The sequence below is a fragment of the Comamonas sp. SY3 genome (assembly GCF_041730275.1).
In the GTDB taxonomy this organism is placed as follows: Bacteria; Pseudomonadota; Gammaproteobacteria; order Burkholderiales; family Burkholderiaceae_C; genus Comamonas; species Comamonas sediminis.
In genome coordinates this window covers 103649-118360 of record NZ_JBGTYN010000008.1, presented here as the reverse complement: position 1 = coordinate 118360, position 14712 = coordinate 103649, and the positions used below count along the sequence as shown (strand labels likewise).

15 protein-coding genes are annotated in these 14712 nt (G+C 63.8%); 11 read left to right on the top strand and 4 right to left on the bottom strand.

Going from position 1 to position 14712, the window contains the following annotated elements; genetic code table 11:
• Window positions 1-115: 115 nt before the first annotated feature.
• The 10 genes from lepA (at window position 116) to ACCQ08_RS12600 (ending at window position 10131) form a co-directional block, all read left to right on the top strand.
• Complete coding sequence (gene lepA, locus ACCQ08_RS12645; RefSeq protein ID WP_312833853.1) at window positions 116-1924, top strand: translation elongation factor 4; 1809 nt, start codon at window positions 116-118, stop codon at window positions 1922-1924.
• Between the two features lie 26 nt (window positions 1925-1950).
• Window positions 1951-2919 (top strand): signal peptidase I, encoded by a 969-nt coding sequence (gene lepB, locus ACCQ08_RS12640; protein ID WP_239809194.1) that lies wholly within the window; start codon window positions 1951-1953, stop codon window positions 2917-2919.
• Window positions 2920-2944: 25 nt separating this feature from the next.
• Window positions 2945-3313, top strand: a complete 369-nt coding sequence (locus tag ACCQ08_RS12635) for a DUF4845 domain-containing protein (RefSeq protein ID WP_373449979.1) — start codon at window positions 2945-2947, stop codon at window positions 3311-3313.
• The gene (gene rnc / locus ACCQ08_RS12630; RefSeq protein ID WP_027010793.1) at window positions 3314-3997 is read left to right on the top strand and encodes a ribonuclease III; all 684 of its coding nucleotides are present in this window, start codon (window positions 3314-3316) and stop codon (window positions 3995-3997) included.
• A gap of 99 nt (window positions 3998-4096) precedes the next feature.
• Window positions 4097-5080 carry a GTPase Era gene (gene era, locus ACCQ08_RS12625; protein WP_373450042.1) on the top strand — a complete coding sequence of 328 codons (984 nt, stop codon included), beginning with the start codon at window positions 4097-4099 and terminating at the stop codon, window positions 5078-5080.
• Window positions 5081-5186: 106 nt separating this feature from the next.
• The gene (recO, locus tag ACCQ08_RS12620; protein WP_230775147.1) at window positions 5187-5948 is read left to right on the top strand and encodes a DNA repair protein RecO; all 762 of its coding nucleotides are present in this window, start codon (window positions 5187-5189) and stop codon (window positions 5946-5948) included.
• Window positions 5945-6715: a pyridoxine 5'-phosphate synthase gene (locus tag ACCQ08_RS12615; RefSeq protein WP_239809192.1), complete on the top strand. Its 771-nt coding sequence runs from the start codon at window positions 5945-5947 to the stop codon at window positions 6713-6715. Before recO ends, ACCQ08_RS12615 begins: the two co-directional genes overlap by 4 nt.
• Window positions 6716-6739: 24 nt before the next feature.
• Window positions 6740-7132: a holo-ACP synthase gene (gene acpS / locus ACCQ08_RS12610; RefSeq protein ID WP_230775142.1), complete on the top strand. Its 393-nt coding sequence runs from the start codon at window positions 6740-6742 to the stop codon at window positions 7130-7132.
• Window positions 7133-7187: 55 nt separating this feature from the next.
• Window positions 7188-8273: a beta-N-acetylhexosaminidase gene (gene nagZ / locus ACCQ08_RS12605; protein ID WP_312413070.1), complete on the top strand. Its 1086-nt coding sequence runs from the start codon at window positions 7188-7190 to the stop codon at window positions 8271-8273.
• Between the two features lie 100 nt (window positions 8274-8373).
• Window positions 8374-10131, top strand: coding sequence for an ABC transporter ATP-binding protein/permease (locus ACCQ08_RS12600; RefSeq protein WP_373449978.1), 1758 nt, complete (start codon window positions 8374-8376; stop codon window positions 10129-10131).
• Window positions 10132-10231: 100 nt separating this feature from the next.
• Here ACCQ08_RS12600 and ACCQ08_RS12595 read toward each other — a convergent pair whose 3' ends face one another.
• From ACCQ08_RS12595 to lysS, 4 genes are all read right to left on the bottom strand, one after another.
• On the bottom strand, window positions 10232-10405 hold the full coding sequence (locus ACCQ08_RS12595) for a DUF1328 domain-containing protein (RefSeq protein ID WP_021026435.1): 174 nt from the start codon (window positions 10403-10405) through the stop codon (window positions 10232-10234).
• A 118-nt stretch (window positions 10406-10523) separates the two neighbouring features.
• Window positions 10524-11147, bottom strand: a complete 624-nt coding sequence (locus ACCQ08_RS12590) for a mechanosensitive ion channel family protein (protein WP_239809188.1) — start codon at window positions 11145-11147, stop codon at window positions 10524-10526.
• Window positions 11148-11228: 81 nt separating this feature from the next.
• Entirely contained in the window at window positions 11229-12242 is a 1014-nt protein-coding gene (locus ACCQ08_RS12585) for a hypothetical protein (protein ID WP_373449977.1), read from the bottom strand.
• A gap of 107 nt (window positions 12243-12349) precedes the next feature.
• Window positions 12350-13891 carry a lysine--tRNA ligase gene (lysS, locus tag ACCQ08_RS12580; RefSeq protein ID WP_312463269.1) on the bottom strand — a complete coding sequence of 514 codons (1542 nt, stop codon included), beginning with the start codon at window positions 13889-13891 and terminating at the stop codon, window positions 12350-12352.
• 254 nt (window positions 13892-14145) lie between these two features.
• On the opposite strand from lysS, the gene ACCQ08_RS12575 reads away from it, so the two are divergent.
• On the top strand, window positions 14146-14703 hold the full coding sequence (locus ACCQ08_RS12575) for a YggT family protein (protein WP_373449976.1): 558 nt from the start codon (window positions 14146-14148) through the stop codon (window positions 14701-14703).
• Window positions 14704-14712 lie beyond the last annotated feature (9 nt).

The window sequence follows — 14712 nt, the reverse complement described above, 5'->3', positions numbered from 1 at the left end:
TCGGCTATCCCCGCTGGGGTGCATTGCTTTTTGCCTACAATGCGTGTTTTGGCTGGAATCTCCAGCCCCCTTTGGCGTGCGCGCCCGATTCCAGGCCTTTTTCCGTTGTTTGTTAATGCAGCACATTCGTAATTTTTCCATCATTGCCCATATTGACCATGGCAAGTCGACCTTGGCGGACCGCCTGATCCAATATTGCGGAGGCCTGGCCGAGCGCGACATGGAGGCACAGGTGCTGGACTCGATGGACATCGAGAAAGAGCGCGGTATCACCATCAAGGCGCAGACGGCGGCCCTGCACTACAAGGCCAAGGACGGCCAGGTCTACAACCTGAACCTGATCGACACCCCCGGCCACGTGGACTTCTCCTATGAAGTCTCGCGTTCGCTGTCGGCCTGCGAAGGTGCGCTGCTGGTGGTCGATGCGTCGCAAGGCGTGGAAGCCCAGACGGTGGCCAATTGCTACACCGCGCTGGACCTGGGCGTGGAAGTGTTCGCGGTGCTCAACAAGATGGATCTGCCCAATGCAGACCCGGACAATGCCAAGGCCGAGATCGAAGATGTGATCGGCATTGATGCCAGCGACGCGATTCCCTGCTCGGCCAAGACCGGCATGGGCATTGAAGACATTCTGGAAGCCGTGGTGGCCAAGGTGCCGCCACCCAAGGGCGAGCCCGAAGCGCCCCTGCGCGCGATGATCGTGGACAGCTGGTTTGACCCCTATGTGGGCGTCGTGATGCTGGTGCGCGTGGTCGATGGCCAGCTCAAGAAGAACGAGCGCTTCAAGATGATGGCCACCGGCGCGGCCTATGAGGCCAACAGCCTGGGCGTGTTCACGCCCGCCAATGAGCCGCGCGATGTGCTCAAGGCCGGAGAGGTGGGCTACATCATTGCCGGCATCAAGGAGCTGAAGGCCGCCAAGGTGGGTGACACCATCACGTTGGAAAAGAAGCTGCCCAACAACCTGGGCCCCGCCAGCGCGCCGCTGCCGGGCTTCAAGGAAGTCAAATCCCAGGTGTTCGCCGGTCTGTACCCGACCGAGGCCTCCGAATACGACCAGCTGCGTGACGCGCTGGAAAAACTGCAGCTCAACGATGCAGCACTGCATTACGAGCCCGAGGTGTCGCAGGCGCTGGGCTTTGGCTTCCGCTGCGGCTTCCTGGGCCTGCTGCACATGGAAATCGTGCAGGAGCGCCTGGAGCGCGAGTTCGACCAGGACCTGATCACCACCGCGCCCAGCGTGGTCTACCAGGTGCTCAAAGCCGATGGCGAACTCATCGATGTGGAAAACCCCTCGAAGATGCCCGATGCCGGCCGTCTGGAAGAGGTGCGGGAACCGATTGTGACCGTGCACCTCTATATGCCCCAGGACTATGTAGGCCCGGTGATGACCCTGGCCAACCAGAAGCGCGGCGTACAGATGGACATGGCCTACCACGGCCGCCAGGTGATGCTCACCTACGAAATGCCGCTGGGCGAAATCGTGCTGGACTTCTTTGACAAGCTCAAATCGGTCTCGCGCGGCTATGCCTCGATGGACTACGAGTTCAAGGAATACCGGGCCTCCGACGTGGTCAAGGTCGACATTCTGCTCAACGGCGAGAAGGTGGACGCGCTGTCCATCATCGTGCACCGTTCGCAGTCGGTCTACCGGGGCCGTGCGGTGGTGGCCAAGATGCGCGAAATCATCAGCCGCCAGATGTTCGACGTGGCGATCCAGGCGGCCATTGGTGCCAACATCATCGCCCGCGAAACCGTCAAGGCGATGCGCAAGAACGTGCTGGCCAAGTGCTATGGTGGCGACATCACGCGTAAGCGCAAGCTGCTGGAAAAGCAGAAGGCCGGCAAGAAGCGCATGAAACAGATCGGCTCGGTCGAAGTGCCCCAAGAGGCGTTCCTGGCGATTCTGCAAGTGGACGATTAAGAAGAGAAGAAGCCAAAAGCAAAGCTATGCAACTCCTGACAACACTGATTCTGGCCGCCTTTGTGGCCTATATGGGCGCCTGGTACAGCGGCGCCATCGAAGGCAATTTTGCACTGCTGCTGTTTTTGGCCACGGTGATCACCGGCGCCTACTGGCTGGCGGAGCGCTTTTACTTCTTCCCCCGGCGCCAGGCGGCCGCCGCGCAGCTGGAAGTGTCGGCGGCCGAGCGGCGCCGGCAGCTCGATGCCCAGGGGATCGACAAGGTCGATGGCATCGACGTGCAAGAGGGCAAGACGCGCCTGCTGATGCAGCCCTGGTGGCTGGACTGGACCGCAGGCCTGTTCCCCGTGATCGCCGTGGTCTTCATCCTGCGCTCCTTCCTGTTCGAGCCGTTCAAGATCCCGTCGGGCTCGATGATCCCGACCTTGCAGGTGGGCGACCTGATCCTGGTCAACAAGTTCACCTATGGCGTGCGCCTGCCGGTGATCAACAAGAAGATCACCGAGGGCACGGCGCCCAAGCGCGGTGATGTGATGGTGTTCCGCTACCCGCCGCAGCCCAGCATGGACTACATCAAGCGTGTGGTGGGCGTGCCCGGTGACGAGGTGGCCTACATCAACAAGCGCCTGACGATCAATGGCAAGGTGGTGCCGACGACCAACCAGCCCGATTATTTCGAGCAGGATGCGATGCGCTACTTCAAGCAGATCGAGGAGCAGCTGGGTGACAAGACGCACCGCGCCATCATCAACCCGGATGTGCCTAATTTTGTCCAGGGCGTGACGGATTTCAAGTACAAGGACAACTGCCGCTACAGCGTCGAAGGCGTGACCTGCAAGGTGCCTGAAGGCCATTACTTCATGATGGGCGACAACCGCGACAACTCGCTGGATTCCCGTTACTGGGGCTTTGTGCCGGATGCCAACATTGTGGGCCGGGCCTTCTTTGTCTGGATGAATTTCGGTAACATCAAGCGTATCGGACCGTTTAACTAAAAAAGTTTTCTAAGAGGGATTGGCTATGCAGACTATGAAACAAGCACCAAGGCACCGCCAGCGCGGCATGTCGTTCATCGGTGTGGTGCTCTGGGGTTTCATCATCGTGGCCTTGGCCATTGTGGGCAGCAAGGCCGTCCCGATCGTGATCGAGAACATGAACATCAAGAAGGCCGCGGTCAAGGCCGCGCGCCAGGGCACTACGGTGCAGGAAGTGCGCGCCATCTATGAGCGCTCGCAGGCCATTGATGACATGACCTCGGTCAATGCCAATGATCTGGAAGTGACCAAGGACACGGACGGCAAGATTGTGGTGTCGTACAGCTACGAGCGCGATATCCCGCTGTACGGGCCGGCCTATCTGGTCTTCCGTTTTAACGATAGTGTGAAGTAGGTGGAATCAGAACTCAGCCGATTGCAGGAACGCCTGCAGTATTCCTTTGCGAACGGTGCGTTGCTGCAGCGAGCGGTAACGCACCGTAGTTTTTGTGCGGATCACAATGAGCGCCTGGAGTTTCTGGGTGACTCGGTGCTGGGCCTGGCGGTATCGACGATGCTGTTCCAGAAGCTCAAGGGCACCCCGGAAGGCGAGCTCTCGCGCATGCGTGCCAACCTGGTCAAGCAGGACACCTTGCACCAGATTGCGCTGCGCCTGCAGCTGGCCAAGGTGCTGCGTCTGGGGGAGGGCGAGTCCAAATCGGGCGGACGCGAGCGTCCTTCGATCCTGGCCGATGCGGTCGAGGCGATTATTGGAGCGGTTTACTTGGATGCCGGCTATACGCAGGCCGAGGCGATCGTGCATCATCTCTATGAGCGTGTCGAGATCTCGCAGCACATGCCCGCCGCGTCCAAGGATGCCAAGACGGCGCTGCAGGAGTGGCTGCAGGCACGCAAGAAATCGGTGCCGGAGTATGTGGTGACCGGCACCACCGGTGCTGCGCATGCGCAGACTTTCCATGTCGACTGTGTGGTGCCGGCCTTCCAGGCCCGCAGCGAAGGCGCTGGCGCATCGCGCCGCGCGGCCGAGCAGGCGGCAGCCGCCATCATGTTGCAACAACTGCAGACCCAGCATCGCTAAGCTTTTATGACCTCGAAAAAATCTCCTTCTTCAAGCGCTGCTGGCCAAGCCCCTGCAGAGCTGTTGCCTTCGGGCCAGACCCTCTCCGACCTGGACGCGATGCTGGCCGCCGCCAAGCCCGGTGCGACCGTGGCGCGCGTCAGCGCCCCCGATGCCTGCCGGGCCGAGGCGCCTGCCGCGCCAACCGGCCCGCAGCGCTGCGGCCTGATCGCCATCGTTGGCAAGCCCAATGTGGGCAAGTCCACGTTGATGAATGCGCTGGTCGGCCAGAAGATCTCGATCACCTCGCGCAAGGCGCAGACCACACGCCACCGCATCACCGGTATCCGCACGCAGGACAACACCCAGTTCGTGTTCGTCGATACGCCCGGCTTCCAGACCCGCCATTCGCGCGCGTTGAACAAGTCGCTCAACAAGACGGTGATGGGCGCCATCGGTGATGTGGACCTGATCCTGTTTGTGGTGGAAGCGGGCAGCTTTACGCTGGCCGATGCCAAGGTGCTGTCGCTGTTCAAGCCCGGCATTCCGACCTTGCTGATCGCCAACAAGCTCGACACCGTGCACCGCCGCCACGAGATTGCGCCCTGGCTGCGTGACATGCAGGAGCGCCACCCCTTTGCCGAGTTCGTGCCGATGTCGGCCAAGAACAAGGGCGATATCGAGCGCCTGTTCGGCATCTGCGAAAAATACCTGCCCGAGCAGGCCTGGTTCTACGGTCCCGAAGAGCTGACCGACCGCAGCGAGAAGTTCCTGGCGTCCGAGACGGTGCGCGAAAAGCTCTTCCGCTTTACCGGCGATGAGCTGCCCTACACCTCGACCGTTGTCATCGACAAGTTCGACGAAGAGCCCAGCAAGACGCATGGCCGCTTCATGCGCATTGCCGCGACCATCGTCGTCGAGCGCGATGGCCACAAGGCGATGGTGATTGGCGAGAAGGGTGAAAAGCTCAAGCGCATTAGCACCGAAGCGCGCCAGGAGCTGGAAAAGCTGCTGGACGCCAAGGTGTTCCTGGAGGTCTGGGTCAAGGTCAAGTCCGGCTGGGCCGATGACGAGGCCCGGGTCAAGTCCTTCGGCTACGAATAAGCGCAACCCTGGCGCACCGTCTGCTATGCACCGGTTGCGCGCCCCGTGCGTGATACCGACCTCTTCTGTGGCCCCGCGCGGGCCACGCAATGCAACCCCCTGAGCCATGGCTGTCAAGCGCGTCAACGAGGAACCGGCCTATATCCTGCACCGGTATGACTGGAGTGAATCCAGCCTGGTGCTGGAGTGCTTTACCCGCCACCGGGGGCGCGTGGCGCTGGTTGCCAAGGGCGTCAAGAAACCCACTTCCAACTTTCGTCCGGTGCTGCTGGCCTTGCAGCCGCTGCGCCTGTCCTGGGGCATCGCGGGCGAGGGCGGCTCGGACATCCACACGCTCAAAAGCGCTGAATGGGTGGGCGGCCACACGATGCCGGTGGGCGGTGGCCTGCTGTCGGGACTCTACCTCAATGAACTGCTGATGCGGCTGCTGGCGCGCGAGGACCCCTTTGCCAACCTGTTCGACATCTATGCCGGTGTGGTGCGCGTGCTGGCCACCGACCATGGCGATGTGCTCGAACCCGTGCTGCGCGCCTTCGAGCTGCTGCTGCTGCGCGAGCTGGGGCTGCTGCCCTCGCTGGCCGCGCAGACGCTGTCGCTGCAGCCGCTCCAACCCGCCACGCGCTATGTGCTGGTGCCCGATGCCGGCCTGCGCGAGGCCCATGGGCAGGACAGGGCGGGCCTGACCGGTGCACAATGGGAGGCGCTGGAGGAAGCGCTGTCGGCGGCAAATCCCTATCCGGCTGTTCTGAGGGCTTGCGTGTTGTGTGCCGGCGAGTTAAAAGTTCAGTTGCGTACGCTGCTGCAACACCACTGTGGTCAGCCGGTATTGCGTACGCGCCAGTTGATGATGGATATCCAATCGCTATGACTACCCCCGTGAAAACTGCCCTGTCTATCAACCTCAACAAGGTGGCACTGGTACGTAACACCCGCCACCTGGAGATTCCCAGCGTGACGCGTGCGGCACGGCTGTGCCTGGAAGCGGGCGCGCAGGGGATCACCGTGCACCCCCGGCCGGACGAGCGCCACATCCGCCCCGGCGATGTGGAAAAGCTCGCAGGCGTGATCGCCACCTGGCCGGTCAAGCGCGAGTACAACATCGAAGGCAATCCCTTCCAGAATCTGATGGACTATGTGCGCAAGTACCGTCCGCACCAGGCCACCTTTGTGCCCGATGGCGAGGACCAGTTCACCAGCGACCATGGCTGGAGCTTTCCGCAGGATGCCGAGCGCCTCAAGCCGCTGATTGACGAGTGCAAGGCCTTGGGTGTGCGCGTGAGCCTGTTCATGGACCCGATCCCGGAGCAGATGGCCGCTGCCAAGGCTGTGGGCGCCGACCGGGTCGAGCTGTACACCGAGCCCTATGCGGCCGCCTTCGGCACGCCCGAGCAAAGCACGCAGCTGGCGCGCTACGTGGCAGCCGCCAAGGCCGCGCAGGCGGTGGGCCTGGGCGTCAATGCCGGCCATGACCTGAGCCTGCGCAACCTGACCCCCTTTGTGACCCATGTGCCCCAGGTGCTGGAAGTGTCGATCGGCCACGCCTTTGTGACCGATGCGCTGGAGATGGGTTACGCCGAGGCCGTGCGTGCCTACCGCCGCTCGCTCGACGCCCGCGCCGATGGCGTGCTGCTGTAACCGCCCGCCCAGGTCTGTGACAGCATGATTTACGGTATTGGCACCGACATCTGTGATATCCGCCGCATCCGTGCGACCCTGGAGCGCCAGGGCGAGCGCTTTGCCCACAAGGTGCTGGCCGAGGGGGAGCTGGCTGTCTGGCGCCGCCGCAGCGAGCGCTGGCCCGACCGGGGCGTGCGCTACATGGCGACGCGCTTTTCGGCCAAGGAGGCCTTCAGCAAGGCCGTGGGCCTGGGCATGCGCATGCCGATGACCTGGCGCCACTGCGAGGTCATCAACCTGCCCAGCGGCAAGCCCGGCATCCGGCTGCATGGCGAGCTGGCCACCTGGTTCGAGGCGCAAGGCCTGACAGCGCATATCACCGTGACCGACGAGGTCGACTACGCCGCCAGCTTTTGCGTGGTCGAGAAGCTCTGATTTCCGATCCTCCGGGCCCTGCCAGGGCCCGTTTCTGACTCTTTCGCATCCATCCATGCACGCTCCTCTGATCATTGATATCGCCGGCACGGCCCTGACCGATGCCGACCGCGCCCGTCTCGCACACCCGCTGGTGGGCGGCATCATCCTGTTTGCCCGCAACTGGGAGAGCCGCTCGGCGCTGGTGCAGCTGTGCGCGCAGATCAAGGCCATCAAGCCCGACCTGCTGATCTGTGTGGACCACGAGGGCGGGCGCGTGCAGCGTTTTCGCACCGATGGCTTCACACACCTGCCATCGATGCGGCATTTCGGCCAGATGTGGATGGACGACGGCCAGGGCAGCCGCCAACGTGAGGGCAGTGGTGCGATGCGGGCGATGAATGCCGCCACCGCTGCCGGCTATGTGCTGGGCGCCGAGCTGCGGGCCTGCGCGGTGGATTTCAGCTTCACGCCGGTGCTGGATCTGGACTACGGCGAAAGCTCGGTCATCGGTGACCGCAGCTTTCACCGCGACCCGCGCGTGGTGGCGATGCTGGCCAAGAGCCTGATGCATGGCCTGCTGCAGGCCGGCATGGGCAACTGCGGCAAGCATTTCCCCGGCCATGGCTTTGTCAAGGCGGATTCGCATGTTGCCATCCCCGTCGATGGGCGCAGCTTGAGCGCCATCCTCGCCGAGGATGCCGCGCCTTACCCCTGGCTGAGCAGCGTGCTGACGGCGGTGATGCCCGCCCATGTCATCTACCCCAAGGTGGACAAGCGCCCGGCCGGCTTCAGCGAGAAATGGCTCAAGGACGTACTGCGCACGCGCCTGCGCTATGACGGCGCGATCTTCAGCGATGACCTGAGCATGGAAGGCGCGCGCCGCATCAATGGCAGCGTGATCAGCTATACCGAGGCCGCGCTGGCCGCGTTGTCTGCCGGCTGCGACATGGTGCTGCTGTGCAACCAGAGCCTGGGCCTGGGCGCCCATGTGGACGAGTTGCTCGACGGCATGGACGATGCGCTGCGCAGCGGCCGCTGGCAGCCGGACGAAGATTCGGAATCGCGCCGCCTGGCGCTGTTGCCCGGGACGGTGCCCCAGCCCTGGGATGAGCTGATGCGCCAGCCGGCCTACCAGGACGCGCTGGACCTGCTGGGCTGAACCTGCTGGGCTGAACCGCTTGTTGACTGAGGCGGCGGTTTAAGCCTCGCCTCAGCCCCGTCCTCTAGATTGCTCTCGTCCCCCTAGCTGGCAGAGAGCGATGCCCCTTCACCACCCTTTGCGCCGTGTGGCGCTGGCCGGCCGCGAGGCCCTGGCGCTGACCCGGCCGTATTTTGTTTCCGAGGACAAGGTCCGCGCCTGGGGCCTGCTGGCAGCCATCGTCGCGCTCAACCTGGCGGCCGTGTTCATGCTGGTGCAGATCAACAGCTGGAACCGGGTGTTCTACGATGCGCTGCAGAACAAGCAGGCCGATGTGTTCTGGCACCAGCTCTGGCGCTTTCTGTGGCTGGCGCTGGTCTACATCGTCATTGCGGTCTACAAGTTCTACCTCACCCAGCTGCTGCAGTGGCACTGGCGCCGCTGGCTGACCGAGCACCTGCAAGGCCGCTGGCTGGCCCACAAGGCCTTCTACCACATGGAGCTGGGCCGCTACAGCGGCAGCCAGCAGATGCCGGACAACCCCGACCAGCGCATCCAGGAAGACATCAACCTGTTCAGCAGCTACACGGTGGCGCTCAGCATGGGGCTGCTCAACGCCCTGGTCACCTTTGTCAGCTTTGTCGGCATCCTCTGGGGGCTGAGCGCGGCGATGGACCTGGATCTGCCTGCCATGCTGGGCGGCGGCAGCCTGCATATTCCCGGCTTTATGGTCTGGATGGCCGTCGTGTACTGCCTGGTCGGCAGTGCGGTATCGCTGTGGCTGGGCAAGCCGCAGGTGGGTCTGAATATCCAGCAACAGCGCCTGGAGGCCAACTACCGCCACCACATGGTCCGGGTGCGTGAGCATGCCGAAGCCATTGCGATGGATGGCGGCGAGCGGGTAGAGGGCGAGCAGCTGCGCCTGCGCTTTGGCGATGTGCTGGGCAACTACCTGCTGCTGATCCGCCAGCAAAAGAAGCTCGCCTGGTTCACCAATTTCTTTGGCCAGGCCGCCGTGGTGTTTCCCTTCATCATTGCCGCGCCGCGCTTTTTCAGCGGTGCCATCCAGCTGGGCCAGCTGATGCAGATTGCCTCGGCATTCAACCAGGTGCAGGATTCGCTCAGCTGGATCGTCAACAACTACAGCGATATAGCGGCCTGGCGGGCCACCACGCGGCGGCTGGCGAGCTTTGACGCCGGTCTGCGCGCCCAGGCCCAAGCCCAGGGCCCGACGCTGGAGGCCGCTGACCATCTGCAAACCCAGGGGCTGCAGGTGGCGCTGCCCGATGGCCGGGTCGTGATCGACAATGCGGCATTGCAGCTGGCGGCCGGCGAGGACGTGCTGATCAGCGGACGCTCGGGCAGCGGCAAATCCACGTTGCTGCGCAGCCTGGCCGGCATCTGGCCGTTTGCGCATGGACGGGTGCAGCGGCCGATGGACAGCATGTTCATTGCGCAGCGCCCTTATTTCCCCGATGGCAGCCTGCGCCAGGCCCTGGCCTACCCGCAGCCCGCTGCGGACTATGACGATGCCCAGCTGCAGGCAGCCTTGCGCGCCGCGCAGCTGGCACCGTTGGTGGAGCGGCTGGATGAGACTGCCGCCTGGAACGCCATGCTCTCGGGCGGGGAGCAGCAGCGCCTGGCGATTGCGCGGGTGCTGCTCCAACGCCCGGCCTGGGTGTTTGCCGACGAGGCCACCAGCGCGCTGGACCAGGCGACCGAGGCCGAGGTCTATGCGGCGCTGGTAGCGCTGGTGCGTGCGCGCGGCGGATCGCTGGTGTCCGTCGCCCACCGGGACAGCGTGCAGGCCTTCCACAGCGGGCGCTGGCAGCTCGATGCGGAGCAGCATGCGGTGCGGCCCGGGACGGGCAGGCGCTAGCCCGTGCCCTGGGCCGCCGCAAGGCGACCCGGCTGCGGCGGACCAAAAAAATGCCTGCACGGGGCAGGCATTCGTCAGCGATGGCTGGTAAAGGCGGAGGTCAGGCGACGGCGCCGACACCCAGCAGGGCGATCACCAGGAAGATCACCGTGATGGCGATGAAGATGAAGAAAAGGATCTTCGCGATTCCGGCTGCGCCAGAGGCTACACCGGTAAAGCCGAACACACCGGCCAGCAACGAGATCACCGCAAAAATAATGGCCCACTTAAGCATCGAACACCTCCTGTTGTCATGTGATGGTTGATCTTAAGCAGGGGGGCGAATCAGCGCCGTGGGCCGAAGAGGCAAGTACCGGTAGGCTGGCGCTGACAGCCGCCTGGAATGCGCGGTGTCACGGCACGGCGGGCGTATCGGCTGGCGCAGCCGGGCTGGCCTCTGGCGGCTGCTGGGGCGGGGGATCATCGGTCCAGCGGCGCACCACCTTCTGGAAGATGTGGGTGTTGGGGATTTGCAGAACCACGCTTTGGCTGCGGTCCGCCACAAAGTCTTCGAGTGTCGTGTAGAGCATGTTGATATCGACCACCCGGCCCTTGGCACCGGGCTTGTCCAGACCGTCCAGCACCTCGATGTAGTCGCCCAGCCGGTAGGGCCGCACGGTGAAGATCAGCACCGCGCAGAAGAAGTTGGACAGCACGCTCCAGGCAGCGAAGAAGGCCACGGCGCCGACCGCGGCAAAGCCGGAGAACGCCGTCCACAGCACCGTGGCGCTGACCCCCAGGCGCTCCAGAATCAACAGGCAGGTGCCGCCAATGATGAGCCAGCGCACCAAGCCCTTGACGGGCACGGCCAGCTCCAGCGGCCAGTGGTAGTGCTGGGCCACGCGGGTGATGAGCTTGCGGGTGACGTAGTTGAGTGTGATGGCCAGCAGCAGGATCAAGGTGATCTGTATCGCAGGCACGATGATGTCCACCCATTCGGTGGCCCATTCGGGAATCAGAAGTTTGAGTCGGTTCATGGCGGGAGCAGGGCGCGCAACGGGCGCCAGATGGGCCCGTGGTGGGGGATGCGCTGATTATCGATGACGATGGAGCGGGCTTCAGGCCAGCGGCAGCTGGCTTTGCTGGGCGCGGCAGGCTTCGTCATGCCAGTCGACCAGGGCCTGGATGTCCATGCCCATGCGGGACTGGCCCAGCTGCGCAATGAACTGGCAGGCGCTGTACCGCGCTGCCTGCTGGTCGTAGACATGCGTCCATTCAGCGCGTGCTGCCAGTTGGCTGGCAGCCACCGGCCAGCGCCGCACCTGCGGGCTGGGGCCGGACAGGCCCATGCGCCAGGGCTTGCCGGTCACGCGGGCGCGAAAGCACTGCTGCTGCAGGCACAGGCGCTGGTAGACCGGATCGACCTGCAACGCAGAGAACAGATCCTGCACCGCGCTGTCGCCGGGCCGCAAGGCCTCGTGGGTGACGATGATGCGCAGCCCCTTGGGCGTGCTGTAGACGCGCAGACCCCATTCGGGGTGCTGCTGGCTGAAGGCGGTGACCCGCTCCAGCGCCAACTGCCGGGGATCGGCGCTGCCGGCCTGTTTTTGGCGCAGGTTCAACCAGCGCCGCAGCCACAGCACCAGGACCACGGCCCCGCCCGCCAGCACCGCCATCGCGGGTAGCACGCCACCCTGCGCAAAGATGACCAGGCCTGCAGCCAGCGCAATGACGGCCGCAATCAGCAGCGGTGCCGCGCTGGGTGGCTTCGGCTGTGGTGGGAAGTCCATGTCGGCGATGGCGACATCGGGGGTGTTGAGGCAGTGCGCGCCGTAGCTGTTGCGCGTCATCACGGTCTGGCCGCGCTGGCCCAGGATCTCCTCGCGGATGGGGGTCTGGCCATTCAGGCCGTATTCACCGAGCCGTTCCATGCGCTGAAAGCTGGCGTCGAGATGGCGCAGTTGCGGGGCGCTGAGCACCTGGTCGAGCGCAGCCTGGGCGCGCTGTTGGGCATGGGCTTGTGCGGCTTCGGGGCTGTGGTCGGACCAGCCCCAGCGTTGCACGGTGGCGCCATGGCGCGGGCTGGTTTCATGGCGCAGGCGTGCTTGCGCCCAGTAACGGGGTATCTGCATGCAGGCCAGTATATCGGCGGCGGCAAGCCAAGAAAAAAGCGGCACAGGCTCTGGGCAGAGCCTGTGCCGCTGGGCGCTGCTGGCAGGCCAGGGGCCTGCCGCGCGCTTTATTGCTCCCGGCGCAGCGCGGGGAACAGGATGATGTCGCGGATGCTGGCGCTGTCGGTCAGCAGCATCATGAAGCGGTCGATACCGATGCCGCAACCGCCGGTGGGTGGCATGCCGTACTCGAGCGCGCGCACAAAGTCGTGGTCGTAGTACATGGCTTCGTCATCGCCGCCATCCTTGGCAGCGACCTGGGCATTGAAGCGCGCGGCCTGGTCTTCGGCATCGTTCAGCTCCGAGAAGCCGTTGCCGAACTCGCGGCCGGTGATGTAGAGCTCAAAGCGCTCGGTCACTTCGGGGCGGTCATCGTTGGCGCGGGCCAGCGGGCTGATCTCGGTCGGGTGCTCCATGATGAAGGTGGGGTTCCAGAGCTTGTCCTCGACCACTTCCTCAAAGTACAGCACCTGCAGGCTGGCCAGGGTGCGGCCTGCCAGCTTGTCCTTCTCTTCCTTCATGCCCAGCTTCTTCAAGGCATTGGTGAGCCATTCGCGGTTGCCCACGTTCTCGCCGGCATCGGTGTACTTGACGATGGCTTCGGTGATGGTCAGGCGCTCGAAGGGCTGGGTCAGGTCCACCGGCTTGCCGCCATAGCTCAACTCCAAGGTGCCCACGGCCTTCATCGCGGCGTCGCGGATCAGCGCTTCGGTGTAGTCCATCACATCGCGGTAGTTCCAGTAGGCCGCGTAGAACTCCATCATCGTGAACTCAGGGTTGTGGCGTACAGACACCCCTTCGTTGCGGAAGTTGCGGTTGATCTCGAACACGCGCTCGAAGCCACCGACGATCAGGCGCTTGAGGTAGAGCTCCGGAGCGATGCGCAGGTACATCTCCTGGTCCAGCGCATTGTGGTGGGTGATGAAGGGCTTGGCATTGGCGCCACCGGGGATCGGGTGCAGCATCGGGGTCTCGACTTCGAGGAAGCCGTGCTCGACCATGAACTCACGGATGCCGGAGACTGCCTTGGAGCGGGCCACAAAGCGCTTGCGCGCGTCTTCGTCGGTCATCAGGTCGACATAGCGCTGGCGCACCTTCTGCTCCAGATCGGCCATGCCGTGGAACTTGTCGGGCATGGGGCGCAGGCTCTTGGTGAGCATGCGGATCTTGGTCACCTTGATCGACAGCTCGCCGGTCTTGGTCTTCATCAGCTGGCCTTCGGCACCGATGATGTCGCCCAGATCCCATTTCTTGAAATCGGCGTACAGCTCCTCGCCCACCGCATCGCGGGTAACGTAGAGCTGGATGCGGCCGGTGGCATCCTGCACGGTGGCAAAGCTGGCCTTGCCCATCACGCGCTTGAGCATCATGCGGCCGCCGACGCTGACCGTCAGTGCGGCAGCGTCCAGGTCGGCGGCGTCCTGCTCGGCGTGGGCCGCAATCAGGTCGGCTGCGCGGTCGGCGGGCTTGAAGTCGTTGGGGAAAGCCACACCTTTGCCTTGGCGCTGTGCTTCGCGCAGGGCTTTGAGTTTTTCGCGGCGCTCGGCAATCAGTTGGTTTTCGTCGTGCGCAACCGGCGCGGTCTCGGGAGTGGTGTGGTTTTCAGACATGAAGAGGCCAGCATTGCGCTGGTAAACGGCCAAAACCTGTCATTTTAAGATTTTTAGCGTGCCCTGTGCCGGCAAAAGCCGTAGTGTCCGACTGCTGCACCGCTTTTCGTCCCTGGCGCGCTGGGGGATTTGGTGACACGGGACCCGGCAGCGGCCCTAGAATAACAGCTTGAAGCCCTTTGTCATTGGTCTGTTAGCTTCGTTTTTAATAGCAAATTTCGCATTCTCGGGATCGCTCCCGACTGGAAACACCGATGCTTTTTCAAATCCTGTCCCTGCTGCTCAATATTGCAGGTGGTCTGCTGACCGGTGCCTGCCTGCTGCGCTGGTACATGCAGTACCAGCGCGTCTCCTTCAACAACCCGCTGGGGCAGCTGGTGCTGGCGCTGACCAGCTGGCTGGTACTGCCGCTGCGCAGGATCACCAAGGGCTTGCCCGGCGGCGACTGGGCCAGCATCCTGGGCGCCTGGTTGGTGCAGGTGGTCCAGTTTGTGCTGCTGTGGCTGGCGGCAGGGGGCCTGTCATCGCTGCTGTCGGTGCTGGTGGTCGCCACCATTGGCGTGGCCAATATCGGCATCTCCACGATGGTCGTCGTGACCCTGGTGCATGTCGTGCTGTCCTGGCTGTCGCCGGGCAACGCGGTGATGAATGCCGTGTTCTACCAGTTGACCGCACCGCTGCTGCGCCCGCTGCGCAAGATCATCCCGCTGGTTGGCGGTGTGGACCTGTCGCCCATCGTGCTGCTGGTGGGGTTGCAGATCATCTCCATCATGCTCGCGCACCTGCAGTCGCGGCTGCTGCTGGCCGTTTGATGTAATGCT